This is a genomic window from Pseudomonas sp. (assembly GCF_030683065.1).
Taxonomy (GTDB): domain Bacteria; phylum Pseudomonadota; class Gammaproteobacteria; order Pseudomonadales; family Pseudomonadaceae; genus Aquipseudomonas.
Genome location: NZ_JAUXMX010000062.1, coordinates 145692 through 172122, shown reverse-complemented (window position 1 = coordinate 172122; position 26431 = coordinate 145692). Strand labels below are relative to the sequence as shown.

Genomic DNA, 26431 nt, shown 5'->3' with positions numbered 1-26431 from the left:
CCACACGACCCCAGTAGTGGGCCGTACCACAGGCCTCCATCACCCACTCGACCGGCTCGGCCTGCTCCTGTATATATCGCCTAAACGCCTCTCGGTTCAGCCGCTTACGCTGCACCACCTGGCCGGAACGGACACTCTCGGTATAGAACGGTGGCGCGGGGAGAGTCCATTACAGCATTCAAATCGTCCGCTGCGCTCACTGGGACGGGCTAAAGCCCGCCCCTTAACCAAACGTTAGGTTGCAAATCGAAAACTTATGCAAATTATGGAAATAAGGCAATGTCATTAAAGGAAAATATGCTAAATGAGTATGAGCGCTCACCTATTGCAACGATTACGGGGGTCTCTTGTGCAGTATTAGCCGCCCTAGGTCTATTACTCGCCTGGAGCCAATATCAAGGTGTCGCCTCTCCAGCCATAATGACAAACAACGAGAGCGCGTCTACTCAAGATCAAATACATCTAGGTAACCTGCTCTTAATTATTTGCTATTTTGTAGCACTAACTATTAGCACAGCATTTTTTGTTCGTGCACTTGCGCGAAAGCATGATATTGCTGCATTCGCCACCTCAATCCCCATAGCAGCACTAACGAATTTCTCAACACTATTAATAATGTACTTGGCACCGCCCAAAGAATTATCTCAAGAATCTTTTTCGTCGGCGCATGATTTATTACTTTACGCCTCAGCAACTGTATACGTTGCTTTTTGTGGCCTCCCTATTCTTCGCGATATTGCAACACCCAGCAAAAAAGAATCCGATAGCGCTACCAAAGAAGCACCAGGCGGATTAGCAGCCTTATTTTTTTGCTTCATAATATTAGCTGTTTGGTGCGGCCTCGTTTTTTCAGGCCAGGAGCGACTAACAAGAACTCTTCTTCCTGAAGTAGCGCACTATGTCGAATCCAATCCATCAAAGTAGCCACCTAACAACTGGCTCAAATCGTTCGCTCCGCTCACTGGGACGGGCTAAAGCCCGCCCCTTAACCAAACGTTAGATGCATTGCCCCACCGCGCGTCGCGCCCGCTTGCCCCCACGAATACCATGTAATACATTGCATTCATCAGTATGGAGGGCACCTCGATGAGCGTCACAACCGTCCGGCTCCAACCAGAGCTCGAAGAAAATCTTGCCGCCATGGCCGAGAAGCTGCACAGAAGTAAAAGCTGGCTTATTAATCAAGCGCTTAGAGAGTTTTTTGAGCGCCAGGAGCTAGAGCAGACTCGCTGGCAGGAAACACTGCAAGCTATGGAGTCAGTGGCACAAGGTAGGGTCGTCTCCGGCGAAGCAGTAAATGCTTGGCTGCAAAGCTGGGGCACAGCCAATGAGCTATCGCCACCGAAGGCTGGTCAATGAGGCTGGCCTACTCAGAAAACGCTGTGTCAGACCTAATTCGACTGCGCCAATTCATAGCAGAGAAAGATCCTCTTGCTGCTGCACGCGTTGCAGCAGAGCTCATTTCTCGCATCGAGAATCTTTGTCTATTTCCAGAAATGGGCCGCACTGTTGAGCTTGCTCCAACCCCAAACATTATTCGCGATGCAGTTTTCGGAAAATACATAATCCGTTATTCAGCCCACACAGAAACAGTCGTAATCCTTCGTATATGGCACCACAACGAAGACCGTACACAAAGCATCTAACAACTGGTATTCGAACCGTTCACCTCGCTCACTGGGACGGGCTAACGCCCACCCCATAACCCTACGTTAGGCCTATGCCTAAATATTAGGGCTCAGACCACGGTTATGGCCTGGCAAATAAAGAGTAATGAACCGCAATTAATCGTGCTCTGCCCCCTAATAGCTTTTTATCTATTTATGCCCGCCATTGAGTCGCTCACAAAAGCGTCGGCTTAGAAAAAACGGTGACTATTTATTGATTCATTCAGCAACACCGTCTCTCCCAGCAAAAATACGCCAACCATACATCCACCCTCTTTTCCTTCGACAATAAAAAACCCGCCTATCAGCAGTGCTGAAGGCGGGTTTTTTAATGACGCGATTTTAGCTGATGGCTTGGCGCAGGTTGAGGGCATTCATGCCCTTCACGATGCGCACGATGGTCCACACCATCCAGGCGAGCAGGACGAACCAGCCGATGATGATTACGCTGCTTGCCCAGCCAATCACGCACCACAGCAGACCCCAGTAGAACGTACGGATCTGATAGGAGAAGTGGCTGCGCAGTACAGGATCCTGAATGCTGGAGTTGCCGTGCGCAAGGCACACACCAATCAGGGCGGTGATGCCGGTGAAGAATCCGGCAATGTACAAAATGTATACGATGAACGCCATGTTGCTTTGGCTTACGACTGGCGCGCCAGGTTCAGCGGCAGCTACTTCTGCAGGGTTCGGGTTGTTGTTCATCACGCTAATTCCTTTTATTTAATGGACTGCACATGGGTGCGTTCTTCTGCGTTTGGGCTATCGATATTAACGATTTCCAGCGCTTTATGATCATCTCCGCTGCGGGCAACGGTCTCACTTGGTTCGCCAGGCATAACCGCTGCAGGCTGAACATGGCGCCGGTGAGTGGATCGATTGCCAGCATGCCGAGCAACCCACCGACCACAATATCCCCACTACCACCCGTACGTAGAACACCGGTACGACAGTGTGGTCATGCTTCATATATGTGGTGGTATAGGTCTCGCCAGCCGAGTAGCCAGCCGCCGCGCGGAGGGTAACATTTGAAGCAGAATAAAGCGGGTAGATTCTGATCAGCTATTGCCTTGGGTACTTGCACAGACGGCGACGTGCTTATTCCTGGAACGGGGTATGTGGAGCCTACGGTTAATTTCTGCCGATGCGCTGAACCTGTGGGAGCGGACTTGTCCGCGAAGCGTTTGATGGGTCCCGTTAACTGTGGCGAGGCGATACGCCGGGGTGCGTCGCCTGAGGGATAACGCGACAGAGGCCGACGGATATGCAGCGGCTTGTTGAGCTGCGCTCAACCTGCGCGGCCCTCGCCAACCTGCTCATTGCTGCGACGGCTAACAGACACAACGCCTGGTTTTATCTATTTGTCAGGGAGCCTGCTCTTGCGCGTTGAACCACAGCTCCGGGCGGTACAAGGGTGTGGCTTCCGGCAGCAGCGGGTTGTGCAGGTGGATAACGTGACGCTGGGCCAACCGGGCGCGCTGCAGGCTAGCGCCGAAGTGCTGGTGGAACAGCTGGTCGAATGAGCCATCTGCCAGGGCCGCCTCCATGCCCTCGCGCACCGTTTGTGCCAGCTCTGGCCGCTGCGGCGAGAAGAAGAAATACAGCGCGGTGGGATAACGCAGCAGTAGATGTTCGTCAGCAACAAGCTGCTCACTGCGCGGGTGATCCAGTTCATCCCATATTTCCATTACCGAACGCGGCAAGTAATCAAAGCGCTGCGCCTTGAGCATTTGAAACAGACCCGGGTAACTGGAGGAAGCCTTGACCGGCAGGCCGTTGCTGCTGAGGATCAGCTGATCCGGCCAGTCATGGCCCTGGCCGGCGGTGAACTGGCGTAGATCGTCGAGGCTGCGCACATCCTTCAGCAGGGTCGCGCGGTTGCCGGGTAACAGGGCAATACGCCAGCCCAGCAGGCCTTTATCCAGAGGGATGCGTACCGGCAGCAAGCGCGCTTCACGTTCGCGGCTGGTCATGCTCCAGACCACGTCGAGGTTTCGGCCACGTTCCAGATCAGCCAGGGCACGCCCCTGCTCCATGCCATAGCTCGAAGGCTGCAAGCGCAGCGTGCTGCCCGCCTTGTCCAGGGCCAGTTGTAACTGCTCCAGCACATAGCGGGAACGCTGTGCATCGCCATCTGCCCAGACTGGGTAGCGCAGCACATCTGCGTCATTGGCCTGCAGCGATGGCTGCAGGCTGAGTAGCAACAGGCTGATCAGCCAGCGCCAGAGACTGAGTAAAGGCGTCCGATGCATTTCGATATGATCCTTACCGGTAACGATGACTTGCCGGGCTATCTGCAGCAAAGTATGGCAGCCAGGCGCGCCGCCGTTATGCTTTATAGATCACCGATTGCCGCACCGCCCTGACTGTCGGCATGGCGCCGCGTAGAGACTCTCCGCAGCCGCGTGTGTGGGCCAGGTCTGGGGGCTTTGCGCGGGTTATTTGCTGTCGTAGGGGCTGGCGATTGGCAGTCGGTCTACGCTGAGTATTTCTTCGCGCATGGCCTCTGCTGCCGGTGACAGGCTGTGCCCGGCACGGCTGATCAGGGCGTAAGCCGATTGTTCGGTGAGCGCATCGGCCTGCAATGGCAAGCGGGCCAGGCGGCCTGCCTGAATGTCTTCGGCCACCACATCCCAAGGCGCCACGCTGAGCACGTCGCTGTCGGCCACCAGGGCTTTGAGCACCATAAAGTTGTCGCATTGAATGCTCAGCGGTTGTTCACGGCTGCTCAGCGTCCGCAGGTTTTGCTCCACGGCTTGCGGCAACTGGGTACCTGCCAGAGGATAGTCGAGCAACTCATTCAGGCGCAGCGAGGTGCGTTGCAACAGCGGATGGCCGGGACGGCAAAACAGCACGCCGGCATGACGCTGCAAAGGTTCGATGCACAGGTGTGGATCGTCCAGCAGCTCGCGGCTGTCAGCCACAAACAACTCCAGATTGTCATCCAGCAGGCGTTCGCGTAATTCCAGCCAGTTGCCAATGTGCAGGTTGATACGCACCCGCGGGTAGCGCTGCGCCATACGCCCGACCGCCCGAGGCACCAGACGGGCGGCGGGATAAGGACCGGTTCCGAGGCGCAAATCGCCGGTTTGCAGGTTGCCCAACTGACTCACTGCATTTTTTAACGCACGGCTGCCCGCCAGCAGGCGCTGGGCATGTTCGAGCACCAGTTGACCGTGGGTGGTCAGGCTGATGCCTCGGCTGTGACGGTCAATCAGGCGGCAATCGAGGCTGGCTTCAAGCGCCTGAATGCTGCGGCTCAGGGCCGGCTGGCTGAGGTGAATGGCCTCGGCCGCACGGGCGAAGTGGCCATGCTCGGCCAGGGCGACAAAATGACGGAGTTGGCGTAGGTCGTTCATGCGCGTTATGCATCGCTTTTTGGTTTGGAATGCATTGGAATTATTGGCCTTGCTTGGCCAATCTTCCAGTACTGCCAATAACAATGAGCGCCGCCCTATGTTTTTACTCAATCGAACGGCCGCTGTGCTGCTGAGCCTGGCGCTGCCTATGGCCAGCCAGGCGGCGCTGCCCAATGAGCAGATTGCCCCGTCCATCCACCCGGAACTGGCGGAACACACCAAGCACTTCGCCCAGCAGGTCTATCAGGTGGCGGGCAATGTGTACTCCGCCGTGGGTTGGCAGTTGGGCAACGTGGCGATGATTGAGGCGCCGGAGGGGCTGATCATCATCGATACCGGCGAGTCGGTGAGCGAGTCGCGCAAGATCATGGCCGAGTTCCGCAAGATCACCGACAAACCAGTCAAGGCAGTGGTCTACACCCACTTTCACCCGGATCACATCAATGGCGTAAAGGCCTTTGTCACGGAAGAGCAGGTGCGCAGCGGTGAGGTGCAGATCATCGCCCACGACACCCTGCTGGCCAATGTGGTCGCGCAAGGCGCGTTGGTGGGGCCGATTTTGTCGGTGCGCTCCGGCTACAGCTTTGGCGCGGCGTTGCCGGCCAGTGACCTGGAGCAGATGAATGCCGGCATCGGGCCGTTGGCAGTTGTGGAAGCCTCGACCTTTATCGCACCGACCCTGACCTTCAAGGACTCACTCAACACACGCATTGCCGGGCTCGACCTGCAGTTTTTGCACGTGCCCAGCGAAGCGCCGGACGAAATTATTGTCTACCTGCCGGACAACCGTGTGCTGATCAGTGCCGAGGTGGAGCAGGGCCCCACGCTGCCGAATATCCACACCCTGCGCGGCACCAAATTCCGCGACCCGGTGGTGTGGGTCGAGAGCCTCGACAAACTGCGCGCCTACAAGGCCGAACACATGGTGCCGCTGCACGGCCGGCCGGTCAGTGGGGCGGAGAATGTCGAGCAGGTGCTGCGCATGACCCGCGATGGCATTGCCTATATCCACGACCAAACCGTGCGCTGGATGAACAAGGGCCTGACCCCGGACGAGTTGGTCGAGAAGGTCAAACTGCCGCCGCACCTGGCCGGTTACACCCCGTACCTGCGTGAGTACTACGGCACGGTAAAACACAGCGTGCGGCAGATTTACAACGGCTACCTGGGCTGGTTCCAGGGCGATCCGGTGGCGCTTGATCCGCTACCGCCCAAGGACAAGGCCGAGCGGTTGATCGAGCTGATGGGCGGGCGCGAAAAGCTCCTGCTGGCGGCTGGCAATGCTTACCTGAAAGGTGATTTCCAGTGGGCGGCGGAACTGGCCACCTACGCCATTCAAGTCGACAAAGAAGACACACTGGCACGTGACATCAAAGCCCGCAGCTTTCGCAAGCTCGGTTACGCCAGCATGAACGTCAACTGGCGCAACTGGTACCTGACCAGCGCCATGGAGCTGGAAGGCAAGCTGGACGGTAAAGATGTGCAAGAGATGGCTTTGCAGATGCGCAGCGCCTTTCTCTCGCCCGACATGTTGAAAACCTTTCCGCCACGTATCTTCCTGCAGAACTGGATCACCCGTGTGGACCCGGAAAAAGCCAACGATGTACAGCTGACCCTGGGCTTTGAGTTCCCCGATATCGGCGAGCAGTGGGGACTGGAAGTGCGTCGCGGTGTGGTGCAGTTGCACCAGGGTATTCCCGAGGGCACCACGCTGAAATTGACCCTCGACAAGACCTATCTGGACACCGTGATGAGCGGTGAAAACGGTCTGCTCAAAGGCGTGCTGCTGGGTGATGTAAAGGTCGATGGCAACCTGTTGGACATCAAGACCTTCCTAGGCTGCTTTGACTTCAGCGAAGCGCCGATAGCCCTGACCCTGCGTTAGAGGCCTGCCGAGCGTGAGCCGCTGGATGCGTAAACCGGCGGGGCGCCACTCGCCACGCACGATAAATCAGCGCTGGAGTGGCGCTTCATCCTTGCAAGCGTGTTGCTCGGGTGGCAGGCATTGCACACTGCAGCGTCCATACCCGAGGACGCTGCACAATCCAGTGACTGCGCTTTGCCAAAAGCCCGCCAGCGCTGCAATGCTGTTCACTTAAGCCACGTGAGCAGCATTTATTTGTAGCCCAATGAAATCCGCGGGAGTTGTAGCCCGGATGAAATCCGCGGGAAGTTGGTGCCCGACAAACCGCTCCCGGATTGCATCCGGGCTAGCGCGGGGAACCTGGCTAACGACAAGCGCCCGTGTGAGGTCGAGATCATTATGGGTGGGCAAGCCGGAGATCGAAGCCACTCTTGGCCTCGCTGACAATGCGCAGGTGCTGGCTGGTGCCCTCCTCTACCCGCACGGCCAGCTCGCGGCGCAGCCGGCCCTTGCTGCAGAGGGTGTCGTCGGCCTTATCAATGCCGATGCCGACGATCCGGTTACCTGGCGGCACATGGAGGCGCACCTCTTCACCCATACCGATGCGCGCCGCCACCCGGCGGTCGATCAGCACCGCGACGTAGCAGCCACCGCCGAGCATGCCCAGATCGCGATTGACCACGATTTCCCCACTGCCCTCTGTCGGCTGCTGATACGCCAGTTGCCGTTCGCTGGGCACCGTGGTGACTTTTTCCGGGGCGGCCTGAAAAGATGAACAGCCGACCAGCGCCAGCAAGGGCAACACTGCACAAATCAATCGCATGGGAATCCTTCACCGGGTGGATTAGTAAAATAGTCAGCAGCAGCGCAACACACTCGCTCACTGCGGCTGCCGCTTTCAAGTAAAGCATCTCTGCAGTGACATCGGGCCGTGGTTTCACCACCGTGCGAAACACCATCTACCCCGTGCCGGCTGGATGACGTGGGTACTGCAGCAAGCTGGGGCTAATCGCACCTGCGGTCGGCTGGCATGTGCAGACGCGGCGTGAACTTGACTGCAGCGCGCATGCGGTCTCTGGCCTCCGCCGAGACGCTGGGCCGAGTCAATCCTGGGACGTAAATTATTCAGCCATGCTTGTGCCGCTTATACCCCACAGGGTATAGGTGACACAGGTAAGCCGCACGCGGCTCGGATGCCCAGGTTGATTGTTAATGCACTCCTGGCTTGCGACGCACTGCGCTAACCAATGGTCTTATCCCTTCGCAATCCACCCTGCAGGAAATCAACAGTGAAAAGTGCCCACGACCTGGTTACCGAAGCCAAAACCCGCATCACTGAAATTGACCTCGACACCGCCGAAGCGGCCATTCGTGAGGCTGACGTATTGCTCGACGTGCGCGAAGCCGACGAATTTCACGCTGGGCATATCCCCGGCGCGATCAACATCTCCCGCGGCCTGCTGGAGTTCAAGCTCAGCAACACCCCGGAGCTGTCGGCTCGCGATTTGAAGATTGTGCTGTATTGCAAGACCAGCGGCCGTGCAGCACTCGCCGCCTGCGCCCTGCAAGAGATGGGTTACCTGCAGGTGCAGTCGATCGAAGGCGGCTTCGATGCCTGGAGCGCGGCAGGCAAGCCGGTGGTCACGCCGAGCCTGCCGACCTTCGAGTAACAAGGTGACATGAGTGCATGTGGGGGGACGGCCGCACCCGACTCGCGCTAAGGCTGCGCTTGCCACACTCCCTCGCGGCATGGCCCTGCTGGCCAGCAGCGCTGCTTGTTGCGTGTGCTGATTTGCGCCTGGCACCTTCAAGGTGGCGGCTCGCAGCGGGCCGGTCTTCTAATACTGACTGGACTGGACTGGACTGGACTGGACTGGACGCTAGGGTGCTGTTGAGCGCTGCCGTGTCCATACTGATGATGCAAACCCTGTTTGCAGCGCTGCAGAGGCGCACTTGCGTATCCGGGTAGTCCGCAGGGCATGGACATCGAGCACAGGTAACACAGAGCGATGAGCTATCTCGACCGACTGCAAGCACCCTGCAGGCACCTGCTGTTGCTGATCCTGCTCGGCCTGGCGCCACTGCCGACGATGGCCCGCGACGCCGCGCCGGCACAAGTGATCGAGGTGTTCGTGCGTGATGGCTGTCCGCATTGCAGCGCAGCCAAGCAGTACCTGACCGAGCTGCAGCGCGAGCGACCCCACCTGAACATAATCCTGCGCCCTGTCGACCGTGATCCAAAGGCGCGTGACGCCTTGCTGCGCCTTTCCCGGCAGAGCGGACACTGGCCGCCGGGAGTGCCGACGTTCGTGGTCGGCGATCAGCTGATGGTTGGTTTCGCCGATGCCGAGCACAGCGGCGCGCAGCTGCTGGCGCTGCTCGACAAGCAGGCGATCCAGGCCACAACGCTGGAAAGTGGACTGTTCGGCACGCTCAGCGTCGAGCGCATCGGTCTGCCACTGTTCACCCTCGCCCTGGGCTTGCTCGATGGCTTCAATCCTTGCGCCATGTGGGTCCTGCTGTTTTTGCTCTCGCTGCTGGTCCACCTGCGTGATCGCCGACGCATGGCGCTGATCGCCGGCACCTTCGTATTAGTCAGCGGGGCGGTGTACTACGCCTTCATGGCGGCCTGGTTGAACCTGTTCCTGCTGGTCGGGCTATCTCCCCTGCTGATCTGGGGCCTGAGTGCGCTTGCCATCGCCATTGGCATAATCAACCTGTGCGACGGCCTGCGCCCGAACGGCGATTTCAGCCTGTCGATCCCGGCAGCCGCCAAGCCAAACCTTTACGCACGGATGCGCGCCATCCTCCAGGCCGAAAGCCTGCTGCCGGCGCTGACTGGCGTGGCGGTGCTGGCCGTGCTGGTCAACTTCATCGAGCTGCTATGCACTGCCGGGCTGCCCGCGATCTATACCGCGGTACTCACCCAGCAGGGATTGGCGCCGCTGGCTCACTACGCCTACCTGGGCCTGTACATCCTCGGCTACATCGCCGATGACGCGCTGATGGTTGCCATCGCCGTAGCCGCGCTGAGCAGTCGCAAACTGTCGGCGTCGGCAGGACGCACCCTGAAGACACTGAGCGGCGCAGTGATGCTGATTCTCGGGCTGGTCATGCTGCTGCAACCGCAATGGCTGTTGCAGGGCTGAGCATCCAGGCAGGCAGGGTTAAACAGCACGGCGGTGATGAATAACCACGCCCAGGATGTGATCGGCTTATTGCTGCTGCCGGACGATGATCAGCGGCTGGGAGGAGCGGCGCTAGGAGCCTCCGGCTTGCGTGCCCGCAGGTCGATCAACGCCGACATCCCGCTATGGCCGCTGCCCTCCTCGATATGCGCGTCGTACTCTGCCAGATGCAGAATCTCCAGATCGGCGAAGGCTTCGCCAAGCAACTCGGTGCTGTATAGATTCGCCGGATTCTTCGGCCCGCCAGTGCCATAACCCAACTGCCTGAGGCCGTAGCCCTCGATCAACAGAACGCCACCAGGCTTTAGCGCCCGCTGCATATTGGCGAACATCTGCGCCCGCTGCTCGGGGCCGACAAACTGAATGAAGATCGCCACTATGGCGTCGAAGCGTTCCTCGCCCCAGTCCCAGGTCAGCAGATCGACGCACGCATGACTGACTGTCACACCACGCTCGGCGGCCAACTGCCTGGCTTTTTCCACTGCACGCGGCACCGCCTCGACCGCCAGCACATCGGCGCCCTGTTGAGCCAACCAGACACTGTTGCGCCCCTCGCCATCAGCCACGGACAGCACCTGCATGCCGGGAGCAAAGCAGGCCTTCTGACTGACCAGAAAAGCATTGGGCTCCTTCCCGAACAGGTAACCCTCGCTATTGTCGTATCGCTCGGTCCAGCGTTCGATCTGTGCATCCATGTGATGTCGTCCTCTCAAATATCGGCTGACCAGCACCTGGCTAAGGTCCGCGCCAGAACAAGGGCCAATATACCCCCTGCAGTATTAATGACGGAATAGAACAAACCTATTAAGCCACCTGAATGCTTAGCCGGAATGTTACGGCGCCCCTACTGATCCATGGCAACGATTCAAACCACGCATGCCTGGATAATCAAAAGATAATCAGGAAGATAATCAAGGACGCGCCATGAAAAAGCTGTTGATACTGACCGCTAGTTTGCTCTGTACCGGCAATGCTTGGGCGATGACGCCCAGCAACGAACCGATCCAGCCGATTTTGCCAGCCAAGATTACCGCCCCGGAAAAGGTAGAACTGGGCAAAAAACTGTTCTTCGACCCACGCCTGTCACGCTCGGGGTTTATCTCCTGCAACTCTTGCCACAACCTGAGCATGGGCGGCAGTGACAACCTGCAGACCTCGATCGGCCACAACTGGCAGCAGGGCCCAATCAACTCGCCGACCGTGCTCAACTCGAGCATGAACTTGGCCCAATTCTGGGACGGCCGCGCGGCTACTCTCAAGGAGCAAGCGGCTGGGCCGATCTCCAATCCTGGTGAAATGGCATTCACCCACAACCTGGCGGTTGACACCCTGCGCTCAATTCCGCAATACCGTGAAGCCTTCAAGCAGGTCTACAAGGTCGACAAGATCACCATCGATGAAGTCACCGACGCTATCGCTGAGTTTGAAAACTCACTGGTGACCCCAAACTCGCGCTTCGACCGCTGGCTGCTAGGTGATCAAGACGCCATCACGCAGACCGAACTGCAGGGTTACAAGCTGTTCAAGGACATCGGATGCACCGCCTGCCACAACGGCCCGGCCGTAGGCGGCAACTCGTTTCAGAAGATGGGCCTCGTCGAAGCGTACAAGACCGATAACCCGGCAGAAGGTGTAGCCGGGCTAACGGGCAAGGATGCGGACCGCTTCAAGTTCAAGGTGCCAACGCTGCGTAACGTCGAGTTGACGTATCCCTACTTTCACGACGGTGCCTACTGGAAGCTTGAAGAGTCGGTTGATGTAATGGCACGCCTGCAACTAGGACGTCAGCTCAGCGGCGAGGACATCGACAAGATCACAGCCTTTCTCAAGACCCTCACCGGCGAGCAACCGAGCTTCACTTTGCCGATTCTTCCGCCGTCGAACAACGACACCCCGCGGCCAAAACCCTTCGGCTGATATTTGCCACTGCCTTGATGCGGATAGCCTTTTAGGAGGCTATCCGCAGCAGATTTGCGCCGCAGGAAGGTTGACGTACGCATGGCCTTTAGAAAGGCTATGTACCAGTTGCATGTTTTGCGCTGACAGCACCTCAGGAGAGATGACCAGTAAAAAGGCAGACGCGTCTGTAGAAGCCAGCTTGCTGGCGATCCGGGCCAGCACGCCCATGCAACAGCATCGCCAGCAAGCTGGCTCCTACAGGGCATTGCTGCATGCAACACATAACGGGTACATAGCCATAAAAAAAACCCGCCATAAGGCGGGTCAAGTTTTGCAGGGGCTGGCCCCTGTTACGGGATAAAAAAATCCGATAGCGAAGGTGTCGCAGGAAATTTGCTATCGGATTGCGCAGTCGTTAGGCAGCAAATTCCTCGTCACTGAACGCCATCAGCGTTGCTTTGCCTGCCCTAACCTCAGCCAACAGGCTGTCGGTTTCGGTGAGAATGCGGGCCATGAAAAAATCCGCAGATTTCAACTTGGCACCATAAAACTGGGTTTCCGGGCTGCCTTGGTCCAGTTTGTCCTGCGCCACCACCGCCATGCGCGCCCACATCCAGGAAAGGCTGGTGAGTGCAAACAAGCGCAGGTACGGCGTTGCAGCAGCAGCCGCTTGTTCCGCGTCCTTCATGCCTTCACTGGCGACCCATTGGGTGGCCTGCTGCAGTTGTACAAGTGCGTTTCGAACAGCGCCTACGTGGGCTGAGTCGGCATTGGCCTTTAGCCAGCCGTCGACCAGGGCAAAATAACTGCGCACCGCGCGTCCGCCACCCAGGCCTAGCTTGCGGCCAACCAGATCAAGCGCCTGAATGCCGTTGGTGCCTTCGTAAATCATGGTGATCCGCGAGTCGCGAACCAGCTGTTCGATGCCCCAATCTTCGGTGTAACCGGAACCACCCAGCACCTGCAGGCCACTGTTGGCGCAATTGAAACCTTCATCGGTGAGGAAGGCTTTAACCACCGGCGTCAGCAGCTGGACCAGGTCATCGGCCTGCTGACAAACCTCGGCGTCTGGATGATCGTGAGCCACGTCTTGGTGCAGCCCGGTGAAGTAGGCCAGTGCCCGGCAACCCTCGATCATGACCTTCTGACGCAGCAAGTTACGCCTTACATCAGGGTGCACGGTGATCGGGTCGGCTGGCTTGTCGGCAGCTTTCGGACCGGACAGGGAACGGCTTTGCAGACGCTCACGGGCAAAGCTGAGGCTGATCTGGTACGCGCTTTGCGCAATCCCCAGGCCCTGCATACCGACCATCAGTCGAGCTGAGTTCATCATGGTGAACATGCAGCGCAAACCTTGGTTTGCCTCACCAATCAGCCAGCCCTGAGCGCCTTCGAAGTTCATCACGCAGGTCGAGGAACCCTTGATGCCCATCTTGTGTTCGAGGCCGCCACAAAAGACCGGATTACGGCTGCCGTCATTAAGAACCTTGGGCACCAGGAACAGCGAAATACCCTTAACGCTATCCGGTGCATCGGGCAACTTGGCCAGCACCAGGTGCAGGATGTTGTCGACCAGATCGTGTTCACCACCGGTGATCCAGATCTTGGTGCCGCTGATGGCGTAACTGCCATCAGCCTGGCCCACTGCCCGGGTACGAATCAACCCAAGGTCGGTGCCGCACTGCGGTTCGGTCAAGCACATGGTGCCGGTCCACTCGCCGCTGATCAGCTTGGGCAAATACTGCTCTTGCAGTTCGCGAGTACCGTGGGCGGTTAGCGCATTGATCGCACCGTGAGTCAGGCCCGGGTACATACCGAGCGACAGGTTGGCCGAACAGAGCATCTCTTCAACCATCATGTTCAGCACATGGGGCAGCCCTTGACCACCAAACTCCGGCGAGCAGGCCAATGCGGTCCAGCCGCCTTCAGCAAACTGCTTATAAGCAGCGCGAAATCCATCCGGCGCCTTGACCGTCTTGGTCAGCGGGTCGTACTCGCAGCCTTGCTTATCACCAGAGCTGTTGAGCGGAGCAAATACATTCTCCGCAACTTTTGCGGCTTCTTCCAAAATGGCGCCACCGAGATCGTTGCCGAACTCGCGCTGACTAGGCAGCGACTGCAAGGTGGCATAAGCATCGAGCACTTCATCAAAGACGAACTGCATATCGCGAAGAGGAGCACGGTAATTGGCCATGGTACTCAATCCTTGAACGTGGCAAGCCGCTAGAAGCTATACCAACAGAAATAATGTACAGCCTTTGTACAACCAAAAAACCATGAGCACAACATTTTTCTGTACAGGCTGTACAAGAAATTCCTTCCCGTTTACAAATTGCAGCCACGACAAAGCCCCAGCGCCGCACCCAGGGTGCGGCAGCCGCTACAGATAATGATCAGACGGAGGGGTTATCAGGTATCCAGATGCCCGGTGAGGAACTGCTGCAAACGGCGCTGCATCAGACGACCCTCGTTGCCCAGGCAGGCTATCGGTGAGCCGCTCAGGCTGTCCTCGGCGAGCTCGGCGCCATCGCCGGCCAGCACCAGCGGACAATCCAGCGCCAGCGCCAGGCGCGCCAGCATGCGCGGCAAGTCGTCACTGGGCGGCAAGTTGGTAAACAACACCAACGCCTGCGGCTGCATGCGCTCGCACACCAGGGCCAGCTCTTCCAGCGGCTGCCCCACGCCAAGCACACTGACCGAGACCTCAGAACTGCTCAGCAGCAGGCCAGTGACCAGCAGCTCCAGCTCACGGCAGTGACCCGGCAACGCCGCCAACAAGACCCGCTCTTCTACCTGGGTACGGAAGACCTGCAGACGCTGCAAGGTGCGCGCCCGCAGGAACGTATCGAAGAACAACCATTCGCTGGTCTGGCCAAACTCGTCCTGGCGCAGCAACAGCTCCTGCCAGAGCGGCATCAGAATGTCCTGGAACACCACTGGCAGCGGGTAGCTGGAAAAAATCTGACCATAAAGACGGTCGAGCCGGACATCGTCAAACACGCTGATCGCACGACGCACTTGAGCCTGCCATTCCGCCCACTCGCCGGAGGTGACTTCCTCGTAGACCGGCGTACTGGCCGACCGGGTCGAAATATTCTTCGCCAGGATCTTGCCAACCTTGCTGACCGACACCCCGCGCTCGATCCACGCCAGAATGCTGCGCACCGACTCGATGTCGGCCAGGGAATAGAGACGATGCCCGCTGTCGGTGCGCGTCGGCCGGATCAATCCGTAACGTCGCTCCCAGGCCCGCAAGGTCACCGGGTTGACCCCGGTCAACCGCGACACCTCGCGAATAGGAAATAGCTCCTCCTGCTTGAGGGCACTCGAATCGAGGGACAAGGCACCAACGAGATCGGACATGGGAGAGGCATCACCGCAAAAATGTTGCGGGCATTGTAACTCAGCTGACACCGGCCTACATTGTACAAGACTTATACAGAGAACTTGACCATGACCAACTCTCCACAATGGCCGCTGACCCTCTATTACGATGGCGACTGCCCACTGTGCGCCCGGGAGATCCAGCTACTGAACCGGCATGCCAATGCTGAGCGCTTGTTACTCGTCGATATCAGCAGCGAAGCCTTCCACGCAGACAGCGTCGGTATCGACAAACACACCCTGGCCAACAGGCTGCACGCCCACTTCGCCGACGGCCAGTGGGTGACCGGCCTTGACGCAACACTCTGGAGCTGGCGAGCGGCAGGGCTTGGGCGCTGGGCGACGCCCCTGACCTGGAAACCACTTCGTCCGCTCTTCGAGCTGGGTTACTGGCTGTTTTGCGTACTGCGCCCGCACCTGACCTGGCTACCGCACCCAGACGCAGGCAAGCGCTGCCAGAACGGGCAATGCGACATCGACCGAAAACCTTGAAGCCGCTGTCTCGAAGCACCTGTAAAGATGGCAAGCAACGTCGCGATACTTTGCCCAGGCTTTAGCGACCTGCAGCAGCGCTGCACTGCCTGAGTCCATAGACGCCGCGCTGTGGCGCCTGGCACAACGCCGAGCGTGGCGGCTCAACATGAGTGGCCGCACAACGAGCACACCGGCGAGCGCAAAGACTGCTTACAACGGCATCGGCATTCCTGGATCAGCGGCGTGCAGGCTGGGCCGGCCGATAATTTCGTCATGGGTTTGCCGCTCTAGCAGCAAGATCCGACGCACCCCACAACCGCGTAAGCGCACCTTGAGCGCCGACAATGAAGGCCAAAGTCGACCGCCCGCTGTGGGCAGCAAAGCCTGTGCGCGACCATCCGCGGCGATCACCTGCACGGCATAGCCACTGCAACGCAGGGCCAACACCTCGACTCGATCAACCTGCTGCAACAGCAGGGCGGCACGCAATTGCCACGGACTCATAACCACCTCAAATAACTGTACGAACAAAATAGACTTGTACAGTATAAAATCAACTTTTCCGAGCATCCATATCCGTTAAATCAGCCACGCAGCCCAGCAGAACAGGTTAAAAACCATTTTAACAGCAGTAACCATACAGCCTACATGGTTGTACAAAATCGATAGCTGGTATAACTTTAACCCTGGTTCAGTCGGCGAAGCGTCTTACTGGTCAGGTATCCGGGCGCAACGTCGCTGAACCCACTATTTCATCTGCTGAGACCATCATGAGCGCTAGCGCATCTCCCGTTCTGATCACAGGCGCCAGTCAACGCGTCGGTCTGTATTGTGCCGAGCGCCTGCTTGATGACGGTCATCAGCTGTTTATCACCTATCGCAACGAACGCGAAGGGATCAAGCGCCTGGTCAAGCGCGGAGCAGTGGCCATCCAGGCTGATTTCTCCGGCGAATCCGGAATTCTGGCTTTTATTGATGAGCTGAAAAGCCACACCGAAAGCCTGCGCGCCATCGTCCACAACGCATCCGAGTGGCTGGTCGAAACACCCGGCGCCGAAGCACCGGTGTTCCAACAGCTGTTCAACGTACACATGCTCGCGCCCTACCTGATCAACCTGCATTGCGCCGATATGCTTCGTCGTTCGGCGCCTGCCGACATCATCCATATCAGCGACGACGTGGTGCGTAAAGGTAGCGCCAGGCACCCGGCCTACTGCGCCAGCAAAGCAGGCCTGGACAGTCTCACGCTATCGTTTGCCGCAACATTCGCACCACAGATCAAGGTCAATGGCATTTCCCCCGCGCTGATCATGTTCAACGCAGAGGATGACGCGGCCTACCGAGCAAAAACCCTGGAGAAGTCAGCACTGGGCATCGAGCCCGGCCCCCAGGTGATCTACCAAAGCTTGCGCTACCTGCTGGACAACCCTTACGTCACCGGCACCACCCTTACCGTAAACGGCGGCCGCCATATCAAATGAGGCGCGCCTCGAGGACTGCATCAATGAACGAACAACTGCCTGCCTACTACCGCGAAATCCTCTTGGGCGTAGGTGAAAACCCCGAACGAGAAGGCCTGCTGGACACACCCAAGCGCGCAGCAAAAGCCATGCAGTACCTGTGCAATGGCTACCACAAGAGCCTGGAAGAAGTGGTCAACGGCGCGCTGTTCGCGTCAGACAATGACGAGATGGTTATCGTCAAGGACGTGGAGCTTTATTCGCTGTGCGAGCACCATCTGCTGCCTTTTATCGGCAAGGCACATGTGGCCTACATTCCTACCGGCAAAGTTCTGGGGCTGTCGAAAGTCGCGCGCATCGTTGATATGTATGCGCGGCGCCTGCAAATCCAGGAAAACCTGACCCGTCAGATTGCCGAAGCCATTCAACAGGTCACCAACGCCGCGGGCGTTGCCGTGGTGATCGAAGCCAAGCACATGTGCATGATGATGCGCGGCGTCGAGAAGCAGAACTCGGTCATGAGCACCTCGGTGATGCTTGGCGCCTTCCGCGAGTCTTACAACACCCGCCACGAGTTCCTGCAACTGATTGGACGGAGCAACTAGCCATGCCACGACTGGAGCCTGGAATGGCGCGCATTCGGGTCAAGGATCTGCGCCTGCGAACGTTCATTGGCATCAAGGAAGAGGAGATCAACAACAAGCAGGATGTGTTGATCAACCTGACGATCCTCTACCCGGCCAGCGAAGCGGTGCGCGACAACGATATCGATCACGCGCTGAATTACCGCACCATCACCAAGGCAATCATTCAGCACGTCGAAGGCAATCGCTTCGCGCTGCTGGAACGCCTGACCCAGGAAATCCTCGATCTGGTGATGCAGCAGACGGCCGTGCGCTACGCAGAGGTTGAGGTGGATAAACCGCACGCCCTGCGCTTTGCCGAGTCGGTATCAATCACCCTCGCAGGCCATCGCTGAACAGCGAATCAGCCTGCAAAGGCTCGCCCGCCCAAGGGCGAGTCATTGCCGCAAGGCGGTGAGGGTTTTATCATCCCTACCGCCTTAGCCACTCCATCTGCCGAGACGCACCTCGCGCCCGGCTGAGGCCCTGCCCGCCTCCGAGAACATCACCATGACTGATCAAGAACGCCTGGAACTAGAAGCCGCAGCTTTCCGCAGCCTGCTGCAACACCTGCGCAGCCGCACCGATGTGCAGAACATCGACATGATGAACCTGACCGGCTTTTGCAGAAACTGCTTGTCCAAATGGTACAAGGCCGCAGCCGATGATATCGGCGTAGCGCTTACCCCGGATCAAGCGCGCGAAGAGGTCTACGGCATGCCGTACAGCGAGTGGAAAGCCACGTATCAGCAAGAAGCCAGCGCCGAGCAGCAGGCCGCCTTCAACCAGGCCAGCGAGAAGGGCAAGAACGCATGAGCGCCCTGAACGATTTCCGCGCACGCCTGCACAGCGAAGCCTTCGCCTTTAGCGAAACCCTGGCTTTTATCGCCGCGCACTACGATTACCAGCCGTGCGCCTTCAGCAATGGTGATGTGACAAATCCCGCCGGACAGAATGAAGGCTCCTGCAAGACCCTCGGCCTGGCCCTGCTCGAAGGCCTCACCCTTGAAGAAACCCTGCGCTGCTTCGGCGAACACTACCGCAGCGTGCTGGCCACCCCGGACGGCAACGACCACGGCAACATCCGCGCACTGATGGCCACCGGCCTGGCTGGCGTGCGCTTCGAGCAGCAGCCACTCACGCGCAAGGCCTGAGCGCCTACTGCGGCCGCCTGCGGCTCCGACCAATCACCTCGAGCAATCGGTGACCCGCAGGGTGTCACTCGCCGCAGGCAGTGCACCAATGGTTAATCGGCACGGCACAACGCTGGCGGGTTGTCGCTGCGCTCCGATCGGAACGCCGCCCGACCGCGCCTACGCGTCGAGAAAACGCTCAACATCCAGAGCCGCCATGCAGCCCGCACCGGCCGAGGTAATCGCCTGGCGGTAGACATGGTCGGCGACGTCGCCTGCGGCAAACACGCCGGCAATGCTGGTGGCGGTGGCATTGCCATCACGGCCGCCGTTGACCACCAGGTAGCCGTCCTTCAAGGCCAACTGGCCGTCGAACAGCGCGGTGTTGGGCGTATGACCGATAGCGACGAACAAGCCATCGACCTTCAGTTCGTCGCTGCTGCCGTCGTTGTTCCTCAGGCGCACGCCGGTAACACCCATGGCATCACCCAGCACCTCGTCGACCTCGGCATTAAGCTTGAGCACGATCTTGCCTTCGGCGATCCGCGCCTGCAGTTTGTCCTGCAGGATCTTCTCGGCGCGGAAGGTCTCACGGCGGTGCACCAGGGTCACCTTGCTGGCGATATTGGCTAGGTACAGCGCCTCTTCCACCGCGGTGTTGCCGCCGCCAACCACCGCCACGTCACGGTTGCGGTAGAAGAAACCGTCGCAGGTGGCGCACGCTGAAACGCCCTTGCCCATGAACGCCTCCTCGCTCGGCAGGCCGAGGTAACGAGCGCTGGCACCCGTGGCGATGATCAACGCATCACAACTGTAGGTGGCGCTGTCGCCGACCAGGGTGAATGACTTGCCGGCCAGGTCCACCGCATTGATATGGTCGAAGACAATCTCGGTCTCGAAGCGCTCGGCGTGCTCCTGCATGCGCTGCATCAGCGCCGGACCGGTCAGGCCGTGTACGTCACCCGGCCAGTTGTCGACTTCAGTGGTGGTGGTCAACTGGCCGCCAGCCTGCATGCCGGTAATCAGCAGCGGCTTGAGGTTAGCCCGCGCCGCATAGACGGCGGCACTGTAACCGGCAGGGCCGGAACCCAAGATAATCACTCGGGCATGGCGTGTTGCAGACATAAAAGACTCCTGCCAGGCACTGAGCCGGGCGCATAAAAAGAGGGACTGGCCAAGCACTTCAACAGTGCCGCGGGCAGCCAGCCCAAAACTTGATCAATCGTTGAACTGCTGAGCAGGCTACGCACCTGCGGGCAACCGAGGAAATACCCTTTACCAATTCCACGCATAGCCAATGCCTATGACACGTTGAGCGACAGCAACAGTCTTTCCCCGGCCTAACAAAGCCGTTAAGGTCGGCGCGACTTTTACCTCGTGGAGAACCTTAATGCCTGCTCCTGTGCTGTCCGGCCCGCAATACCTCAGCGAAGGCCTGAAACTGGTGCTTAGCCCTGGTTTGCGGCTATTCGTGCTGTTGCCATTGGCGATCAACCTGATTCTCTTCGTTGCTCTGGTCGGCTTTGCAATGCAGCAGTTCGGCGGCTGGGTCGATGCGTTCATGCCAAGCCTGCCGAACTGGCTGAGCTTTCTCGAATACATCCTCTGGCCACTGTTCGTGGTGCTAGTGCTGCTGATGGTGTTCTTCACCTTCACCATGCTGGCCAACATCATCGCGGCACCGTTCAACGGCTTTCTCGCCGAGAAGGTCGAGGTGGTGGTGCGCGGCGAAGACACGTTCCCGCCGTTCAGCTGGGCCGAATTAGCGGCCATGGTGCCGCGCACCCTGGGCCGCGAAATGCGCAAGCTGGGGTACTTCCTGCCGCGGGCCATTGGCTTGCTGATCCTGACCTTCATCCCGGTGGTCAACCTGATCGCCGCGCCGTTGTGGCTGCTATTCGGCGTATGGATGATGGCCATCCAATACATCGACTACCCCGCCGACAACAACAAGATGAGCTGGCAGGACATGCTTGCCTGGCTGCGTGAGAAACGCTGGCAGTCCCTGGGTTTCGGCGGCATCACCTATGCGGTACTGCTGATCCCCTTCGTCAACATCCTGATGATGCCGGCAGCGGTGGCCGGCGCCACGCTGTTCTGGGTGCGCGAAGGTGGCGATCGAGCCGTCACCACGCCACATTAATCGTCCAGACGCTGGATCGCGGCAGTCGGTACTACCGCGCTCAATCCGTAGCCCCATGCCAGCGTCATAAACCAAATCGCAAGACCAAAAAAGCCCCGACATGTAGCCATGCTGTTCACTTAAGCGGCCATCTCTGGGCGCCTGTCGTAGCCATGCACCCACCCGTAGCCCGGATGCAATCCGGGAGCGATTATCAAGCGCCAGACTTCCCCCGGATTTCATCCGGGCTACAAAAAAATGCTGCTCACTTGGCTTAAGTGAACAGCATTGCGGCAAAGCGGGGCGATATGATCAGCAAGTACCTACCTGCGCCATCCAGGATGGGCCACCTGACGGTAGATCACATAACTACTCAGACCCCCTGGGGAGCGCGAGCGGAGAGTGTCGCGCCCTCTTCCTGATGCAGTGCCTTCACCAGGCTGTAGCACATCACCAGCAGTACCACGGAGAACGGCAGCGCCGCGGCGATAGTGGCCGCCTGCAACCCCTGCAGTCCGCCAGCCAACAGCAACACACCGGCTAGAGCGCCCAGACCCAGGCCCCAGATGATGCGGAAGCGTTGCGGCGGATTCTGGTTGCCCATGGACAAAATAGTGCAGATCACCAGCGTCGCCGAGTCGGCCGACGTGACGAACCAACTAACTATCATCAGGGTCGCCAAACCGGCCATGGTCATAGTCGCCCACGACACATTCAGGCCTTCGATGGTCTTGTACAGCACCATAGTCACATCGGTGTTGGCAACGGCACTGAGGTCGATGCTGCCGGCTAACTGCAGATAAATACCCGTACCGCCCATGATCACGATCCACAGAAACGCGCCCAACGTTGCGGCGAGCATGCCGCCCAGTACTACTTGGCGCACAGTGCGGCCGCGCGAGATGCGCGCGATGAACATGCCCACGAACGGCCCCCAAGACAACCACCAGCCCCAATAAAAGATGGTCCACCAGCCCTGCCACTGCCGCTCAGGATTGGAGTCGGTCCACATGCCCATCGGGATGAAATTGGCAATGTAGTCGCCCAGGCTGGAGGCATATAGACCTAGAAGGAACACGGTCGGTCCGGCCAGCAGGAGAAACAGAAAGAGGATGCTGCTCAGGCGGATATTCCACTCACTGAGCCAGAGAATGCCCTTGCGCACCCCGGAGACCGCCGACAGGGTGGCGATCACTGCAGTTGCGGAGATCAGGATTAACTGGTTGGTGGTGGATACCTCGATACCAAACATGTAATTCAACCCGGCATTCATCTGCGCTACGCCCAGCCCGAGGGTGGTTGCAGTACCGAACAGGGTGCTGAAGATCGCCAGCAAGTCGACCGCATGGCCAATCGGGCCGTAGATGCGCTCACCGATCAGCGGATACAACGCTGAACGAACGGTCAGCGGCAGATCGTGCCTGTAGGCGAAATAGGCCAGGATCAGGCCAACAATGATGTAGATGCACCAGCCGTGCAGCCCCCAGTGAAACAGCGTCACGCGCAAGGCGATCTGCGCTGCTTCCGGGGTATTGGCGGCGACCCCGGCCATGTCCATGAAGGGGTTGCCCTGCATGTGCATCAATGGCTCGGCGATGCTCCAGAACAGCAGACCAGTACCAACCGCTGCGCTGAACAGCATGGCGAACCAGGAGAAATTGCTGAATTCCGGACGCTCGTCGTCGCGCCCCAGGCGCAAATTGCCGAAGCGACTCAGACCGACCCAGAAAGTGAAGAACAGCACGATGCTGACCACTGCAACGTAATACCAGCCCAGGGAACTCTCGATCCACTGCTTGATGCCGGTATAGAGACTATTAGCCAGCTCACCATAGATCACCGTGAACAGCACAAAGACCAGCACCATTGCCAGGGATGAGATGGCCATCGTTGGGTTTACGCCTGCAAATAGGCGATGGGGGTCTTGCATAGGATGTTCGCTCACGAGCGCCCTCCTCCTTATTTTTGTATGGGACATAGCTGAGTGTTTGTCGCGAACGCCGGAAACCCCGCTCCTGCCTGTCACGTGTGGCACTGCAACGACAACGCTCGTAAGCAGCCAATCGAGACCTAAAGCCGCGCACAGAACTTTAGAAGTGAGCAGGAGTGCTCGCTTGTATTACGGTATACCATAAACCTAAAATCGAAAGCAAAACTTGCTCGCTTCTGCCCCCGGGGAAACTGACCCAGGCCAACAACCATTGGCTGCGGGCTGATCAGCGGCACTATCTGAACGCTTGACTTGCAACAATCGTATTATGGTATACCATGATACGAGACCAGCACGATGCGCTTCAAACCGCCTCATTTATCCAGGAGAACCTCATGAGTTTCGAAATTCGTAAAATCGTCAGCTACGCAGAAGAAACCTTTATCGAAGGTGGCAAAGCGACTGATAAACCCGTGACCATGGTGGGCCTTGCCGTTGTAATGAAGAACCCTTGGCTTGGCCGTGGTTTTATCGAAGACCTGAAGCCGGAAATCAAGGCCAATTGCTCCGAGCTGGGCGAGTTGATGGTCAAGCGCCTGCTCGACAGCATTGGCGGTGCCGAAAAAATCGAAGCCTATGGCAAAGCCGCCGTAGTCGGCGCCGACGGTGAGATCGAACACGCATCGGCGGTTATCCACACCCTGCGCTTCGGCAACCACTACCGCCAGGCGGTGGATGCCAAAAGCTACTTGAGCTTCACCAACAAGCGCGGCGGCCCTGGCACCTCGATCCAGATTCCTATGATGCACAAGGATGACGAAGGCCTGCGCTCGCATTACATCACCCTGGAAATGCAGATCGAAGACGCTCCGCGGGCTGACGAAATCATCGTGGTCCTGGGCGCTGCTAACGGTGGCCGCCTGCATCCGCGTATCGGCAATCGCTACATCGATCTGGAAGAACTGGCCGCCGAGCAAGCGCAGTAAACCTGGGTCAGTGCAGGAGCAAGCCATGATGCTATTCACCGCTGAACGCACCCCCGCCGGCACCAGTTATCTGGCGACCGGGCAGGGCCAGCCTGTGGTCCTGATTCACGGCGTCGGCCTGAACAAAGAAATGTGGGGCGGCCAGATCGTCGGCCTTGCACCGCACTACCGGGTCATCGCCTACGACATGCTCGGCCACGGCGCCAGTCAGCGCCCAGCGCCGGGTACTGACTTGCTCGGCTATGCCGAGCAGTTACGCGAGCTGCTCGACCACTTGCAACTGCCGCAAGCCACTATTATCGGCTTCTCGATGGGTGGCCTGGTGGCGCGGGCATTCGCTCTGCGCTACCCCCAGCGCCTGCAAGGTCTGGTCGTGCTGAACAGCGTGTTCAACCGCAATCCCGAACAAAGTGCCGGGGTGATCGAACGGACCCGCCAGGTTGCCCAGTACGGCCCTAATGCCAATGCCGACGCAGCCCTCTCACGCTGGTTCAGCCGTGAATACCAGGCTGCCAACCCCGCACAGATCGCCGCGCTGCGCCAGACCCTGGCCAGCAACGATCCGCAAGGCTACTTGACCACCTATGAGTTGTTCGCCACCCAGGACATGTATCTGGCGGATGAACTGGGTAGCGTCCACGCGCCAACCCTGATCGCTACCGGCGAGCTGGACCCGGGCTCTACGCCACAGATGGCCAGAGAACTGGCCGCGCGAATTCCCGGCGCGCAAGTTGCGGTGCTCGCGGAACAGCGCCATATGATGCCCGTGGAGTCGCCGCGTCTGGTCAATCAGGTGCTGCTCGACTTCCTCAAGCAGACCCAGACCTCACAGAACCCAACACAGGGGATCGTTGCATGACACTCACCCGTTTTCAGATGTGCATCGACGGCCAGTGGGTCGATGCCCGATCCGGCAAGACCTTCCAAAGCCTCAACCCGGCACTCGCAGAGCCGTGGGCGGAATTGCCCGATGCCGACGAAGCCGACGTGGAGCAGGCAGTACAAGCGGCGCAGCATGCGTTCGAAGGTCCGGCCTGGCGCAACCTGACGGCCACCGCACGAGGCAAGTTGCTGCGCCGCCTGGGCGACCTGATCGCAGAGAACAAGGAACAACTGGCGCAACTGGAGAGCCGCGACAATGGCAAGCTGATCCGCGAAACCCGCGGCCAGGTCAGCTACCTGCCGGAGTTCTTCTATTACACCGCCGGCCTGGCCGACAAACTCGAAGGCGGCACCCTGCCGCTGGATAAGACGGACCTGTTTGGCTACACCGTGCATGAGCCGCTGGGCGTCGTGGCGGCGATCATTCCCTGGAACAGCCCGCTGTACCTCACCGCAATCAAGCTGGCACCCGCCTTGGCTGCCGGCAACACTATTGTCATCAAGCCTTCCGAGCACGCCTCGGCAACCATCCTCGAACTGGCTCGCTTGGCTCTGGAAGCTGGCATCCCGCCGGGCGTGGTCAACGTGATCACCGGTTACGGCGCCAGCACCGGCGCCGCCCTGACCCGCCACCCGCTGGTGCGCAAGATCGCCTTCACCGGCGGCGCTGCCACCGCCCGCCACGTGGTGCGCAGCAGCGCCGAGAACTTCGCCAAGCTGTCGCTGGAGCTGGGTGGCAAATCGCCGAACATCATCTTCGCTGATGCCGATCTGGACAGCGCGATCAATGGCGCGATCGCCGGCATCTATGCCGCATCGGGTCAGAGTTGCGTCTCCGGCTCGCGCCTCCTGGTGCAAGACGAAATCTATGACGAATTCGTCGAGCGCCTGGTCGAACGAGCCAAGCGCATCCGCATCGGCAACCCGCAAGATGACAGCAGCGAGATGGGCCCCATGGCCACCGCCCAGCAACTGGCCGTGGTCGAAGGCCTGGTCGCCGACGCCCTGGCCGAAGGGGCGAAATTGCGCCTGGGCGGCAAGCGTCCGGAAATCGACGGTAACGGCTGGTACTACGAGCCAACCCTGTTCGAGTGCGACAGCAACTCGATGAAAATCATGCAGGAAGAAGTCTTCGGCCCGGTCGCCTCGGTAATCCGTTTCAAGGATGAAGCCGACGCCCTGGCCATGGCCAACGACTCGCAGTTCGGCCTCGCCGCCGGCATCTGGACCCGCGATCTCGGTCGCGCCCATCGTCTGGCTCGCGATGTACGCTCGGGCATTATCTGGGTCAACACCTACCGGGCCGTCTCGGCCATGGCGCCTATCGGCGGCTTCAAGAACAGTGGCTACGGGCGCGAGAGCGGCATCGACTCAGTCCTCGCCTACACCGAACAGAAAACCGTGTGGATCAATCTGTCCCAAACGCCGATGGCCGACCCCTTCGTAATGCGTTGAGACGC

Annotated in this window: 27 protein-coding genes and 1 pseudogene; 17 read left to right on the top strand and 11 right to left on the bottom strand. The window is 59.0% G+C overall.

Going from position 1 to position 26431, the window contains the following annotated elements:
• Positions 1 to 139 (bottom strand): annotated as a pseudogene (locus Q8K09_RS20150) (IS110 family transposase); the annotation flags it as partial.
• Positions 140 to 279: 140 nt separating this feature from the next.
• Here Q8K09_RS20150 and Q8K09_RS20145 point away from each other — a divergent pair.
• The 3 genes from Q8K09_RS20145 (at position 280) to Q8K09_RS20135 (ending at position 1646) form a co-directional block, all read left to right on the top strand.
• Complete coding sequence (locus tag Q8K09_RS20145; RefSeq protein WP_305256777.1) at positions 280 to 924, top strand: hypothetical protein; 645 nt, start codon at positions 280 to 282, stop codon at positions 922 to 924.
• Positions 925 to 1086: 162 nt separating this feature from the next.
• On the top strand, positions 1087 to 1359 hold the full coding sequence (locus tag Q8K09_RS20140) for a CopG family ribbon-helix-helix protein (RefSeq protein WP_305256776.1): 273 nt from the start codon (positions 1087 to 1089) through the stop codon (positions 1357 to 1359).
• Positions 1356 to 1646: a type II toxin-antitoxin system RelE/ParE family toxin gene (locus tag Q8K09_RS20135; RefSeq protein WP_305256775.1), complete on the top strand. Its 291-nt coding sequence runs from the start codon at positions 1356 to 1358 to the stop codon at positions 1644 to 1646. Before Q8K09_RS20140 ends, Q8K09_RS20135 begins: the two co-directional genes overlap by 4 nt.
• A gap of 363 nt (positions 1647 to 2009) precedes the next feature.
• On the opposite strand, the gene Q8K09_RS20130 is transcribed toward Q8K09_RS20135, so the two are convergent.
• The 3 genes from Q8K09_RS20130 to Q8K09_RS20120 all read right to left on the bottom strand — a co-directional run bounded on the left by Q8K09_RS20130 (position 2010) and on the right by Q8K09_RS20120 (position 5026).
• Positions 2010 to 2372 (bottom strand): hypothetical protein, encoded by a 363-nt coding sequence (locus Q8K09_RS20130; RefSeq protein WP_305256774.1) that lies wholly within the window; start codon positions 2370 to 2372, stop codon positions 2010 to 2012.
• 659 nt (positions 2373 to 3031) lie between these two features.
• Complete coding sequence (locus Q8K09_RS20125; RefSeq protein WP_305256773.1) at positions 3032 to 3919, bottom strand: ABC transporter substrate-binding protein; 888 nt, start codon at positions 3917 to 3919, stop codon at positions 3032 to 3034.
• 186 nt (positions 3920 to 4105) lie between these two features.
• Positions 4106 to 5026 (bottom strand): LysR family transcriptional regulator, encoded by a 921-nt coding sequence (locus Q8K09_RS20120; protein ID WP_305256772.1) that lies wholly within the window; start codon positions 5024 to 5026, stop codon positions 4106 to 4108.
• Positions 5027 to 5123: 97 nt separating this feature from the next.
• Between Q8K09_RS20120 and Q8K09_RS20115 the strand changes: the two genes are divergently transcribed.
• The gene (locus Q8K09_RS20115) at positions 5124 to 6911 is read left to right on the top strand and encodes an alkyl/aryl-sulfatase (protein ID WP_305256771.1); all 1788 of its coding nucleotides are present in this window, start codon (positions 5124 to 5126) and stop codon (positions 6909 to 6911) included.
• Between the two features lie 376 nt (positions 6912 to 7287).
• On the opposite strand, the gene Q8K09_RS20110 is transcribed toward Q8K09_RS20115, so the two are convergent.
• On the bottom strand, positions 7288 to 7713 hold the full coding sequence (locus tag Q8K09_RS20110) for a 3-isopropylmalate dehydratase (RefSeq protein ID WP_305256770.1): 426 nt from the start codon (positions 7711 to 7713) through the stop codon (positions 7288 to 7290).
• A 466-nt stretch (positions 7714 to 8179) separates the two neighbouring features.
• Here Q8K09_RS20110 and Q8K09_RS20105 point away from each other — a divergent pair, with 466 nt between their 5' ends.
• Both Q8K09_RS20105 and Q8K09_RS20100 read left to right on the top strand, forming a co-directional pair.
• On the top strand, positions 8180 to 8560 hold the full coding sequence (locus tag Q8K09_RS20105; RefSeq protein WP_305256769.1) for a rhodanese-like domain-containing protein: 381 nt from the start codon (positions 8180 to 8182) through the stop codon (positions 8558 to 8560).
• Between the two features lie 339 nt (positions 8561 to 8899).
• Positions 8900 to 10039: a glutaredoxin family protein gene (locus Q8K09_RS20100; RefSeq protein WP_305256768.1), complete on the top strand. Its 1140-nt coding sequence runs from the start codon at positions 8900 to 8902 to the stop codon at positions 10037 to 10039.
• An 89-nt stretch (positions 10040 to 10128) separates the two neighbouring features.
• Here Q8K09_RS20100 and Q8K09_RS20095 read toward each other — a convergent pair whose 3' ends face one another.
• Positions 10129 to 10773 carry a cyclopropane-fatty-acyl-phospholipid synthase family protein gene (locus tag Q8K09_RS20095; RefSeq protein WP_305256767.1) on the bottom strand — a complete coding sequence of 215 codons (645 nt, stop codon included), beginning with the start codon at positions 10771 to 10773 and terminating at the stop codon, positions 10129 to 10131.
• Between the two features lie 229 nt (positions 10774 to 11002).
• Between Q8K09_RS20095 and Q8K09_RS20090 the strand changes: the two genes are divergently transcribed.
• Positions 11003 to 11995, top strand: a complete 993-nt coding sequence (locus Q8K09_RS20090; RefSeq protein WP_305256766.1) for a cytochrome-c peroxidase — start codon at positions 11003 to 11005, stop codon at positions 11993 to 11995.
• 397 nt (positions 11996 to 12392) lie between these two features.
• Here the strand turns inward: Q8K09_RS20090 and Q8K09_RS20085 are convergent, their stop codons facing one another.
• Positions 12393 to 14171 carry an acyl-CoA dehydrogenase C-terminal domain-containing protein gene (locus Q8K09_RS20085; RefSeq protein ID WP_305256765.1) on the bottom strand — a complete coding sequence of 593 codons (1779 nt, stop codon included), beginning with the start codon at positions 14169 to 14171 and terminating at the stop codon, positions 12393 to 12395.
• Positions 14172 to 14386: 215 nt separating this feature from the next.
• On the bottom strand, positions 14387 to 15340 hold the full coding sequence (locus Q8K09_RS20080; RefSeq protein WP_305256764.1) for a MerR family transcriptional regulator: 954 nt from the start codon (positions 15338 to 15340) through the stop codon (positions 14387 to 14389).
• Between the two features lie 90 nt (positions 15341 to 15430).
• Between Q8K09_RS20080 and Q8K09_RS20075 the strand changes: the two genes are divergently transcribed.
• Positions 15431 to 15853 carry a thiol-disulfide oxidoreductase DCC family protein gene (locus Q8K09_RS20075; RefSeq protein WP_305256763.1) on the top strand — a complete coding sequence of 141 codons (423 nt, stop codon included), beginning with the start codon at positions 15431 to 15433 and terminating at the stop codon, positions 15851 to 15853.
• Between the two features lie 192 nt (positions 15854 to 16045).
• Here the strand turns inward: Q8K09_RS20075 and Q8K09_RS20070 are convergent, their stop codons facing one another.
• Complete coding sequence (locus Q8K09_RS20070) at positions 16046 to 16339, bottom strand: DUF6482 family protein (protein ID WP_305256762.1); 294 nt, start codon at positions 16337 to 16339, stop codon at positions 16046 to 16048.
• Between the two features lie 266 nt (positions 16340 to 16605).
• Between Q8K09_RS20070 and folM the strand changes: the two genes are divergently transcribed.
• The 5 genes from folM to Q8K09_RS20045 all read left to right on the top strand — a co-directional run bounded on the left by folM (position 16606) and on the right by Q8K09_RS20045 (position 19072).
• Positions 16606 to 17316 (top strand): dihydromonapterin reductase, encoded by a 711-nt coding sequence (gene folM / locus Q8K09_RS20065; RefSeq protein WP_305256761.1) that lies wholly within the window; start codon positions 16606 to 16608, stop codon positions 17314 to 17316.
• A 23-nt stretch (positions 17317 to 17339) separates the two neighbouring features.
• On the top strand, positions 17340 to 17900 hold the full coding sequence (gene folE / locus Q8K09_RS20060) for a GTP cyclohydrolase I FolE (protein ID WP_305256760.1): 561 nt from the start codon (positions 17340 to 17342) through the stop codon (positions 17898 to 17900).
• A 2-nt stretch (positions 17901 to 17902) separates the two neighbouring features.
• Positions 17903 to 18274, top strand: coding sequence for a dihydroneopterin triphosphate 2'-epimerase (gene folX, locus Q8K09_RS20055; protein WP_305256759.1), 372 nt, complete (start codon positions 17903 to 17905; stop codon positions 18272 to 18274).
• A 154-nt stretch (positions 18275 to 18428) separates the two neighbouring features.
• Positions 18429 to 18734 (top strand): DUF1244 domain-containing protein, encoded by a 306-nt coding sequence (locus Q8K09_RS20050; protein WP_305256758.1) that lies wholly within the window; start codon positions 18429 to 18431, stop codon positions 18732 to 18734.
• Positions 18731 to 19072, top strand: coding sequence for a HopJ type III effector protein (locus Q8K09_RS20045; protein ID WP_305256757.1), 342 nt, complete (start codon positions 18731 to 18733; stop codon positions 19070 to 19072). Before Q8K09_RS20050 ends, Q8K09_RS20045 begins: the two co-directional genes overlap by 4 nt.
• 159 nt (positions 19073 to 19231) lie before the next feature.
• Here Q8K09_RS20045 and trxB read toward each other — a convergent pair whose 3' ends face one another.
• Complete coding sequence (gene trxB / locus Q8K09_RS20040) at positions 19232 to 20176, bottom strand: thioredoxin-disulfide reductase (RefSeq protein ID WP_305256756.1); 945 nt, start codon at positions 20174 to 20176, stop codon at positions 19232 to 19234.
• 265 nt (positions 20177 to 20441) lie between these two features.
• Between trxB and cysZ the strand changes: the two genes are divergently transcribed.
• Positions 20442 to 21194, top strand: coding sequence for a sulfate transporter CysZ (gene cysZ / locus Q8K09_RS20035; RefSeq protein ID WP_305256755.1), 753 nt, complete (start codon positions 20442 to 20444; stop codon positions 21192 to 21194).
• A gap of 352 nt (positions 21195 to 21546) precedes the next feature.
• Here the strand turns inward: cysZ and Q8K09_RS20030 are convergent, their stop codons facing one another.
• Positions 21547 to 23061 (bottom strand): BCCT family transporter, encoded by a 1515-nt coding sequence (locus Q8K09_RS20030; protein WP_305256754.1) that lies wholly within the window; start codon positions 23059 to 23061, stop codon positions 21547 to 21549.
• Positions 23062 to 23498: 437 nt separating this feature from the next.
• On the opposite strand from Q8K09_RS20030, the gene Q8K09_RS20025 reads away from it, so the two are divergent.
• From Q8K09_RS20025 to Q8K09_RS20015, 3 genes are read left to right on the top strand one after another with little or no spacing between them, the layout of a single operon-like run.
• Positions 23499 to 24089 (top strand): amino acid synthesis family protein, encoded by a 591-nt coding sequence (locus Q8K09_RS20025; RefSeq protein ID WP_305256753.1) that lies wholly within the window; start codon positions 23499 to 23501, stop codon positions 24087 to 24089.
• Positions 24090 to 24114: 25 nt separating this feature from the next.
• Positions 24115 to 24948 carry an alpha/beta fold hydrolase gene (locus Q8K09_RS20020; protein WP_305256752.1) on the top strand — a complete coding sequence of 278 codons (834 nt, stop codon included), beginning with the start codon at positions 24115 to 24117 and terminating at the stop codon, positions 24946 to 24948.
• Positions 24945 to 26426, top strand: a complete 1482-nt coding sequence (locus Q8K09_RS20015; RefSeq protein ID WP_305256751.1) for an aldehyde dehydrogenase — start codon at positions 24945 to 24947, stop codon at positions 26424 to 26426. Before Q8K09_RS20020 ends, Q8K09_RS20015 begins: the two co-directional genes overlap by 4 nt.
• Positions 26427 to 26431: the final 5 nt, after the last annotated feature.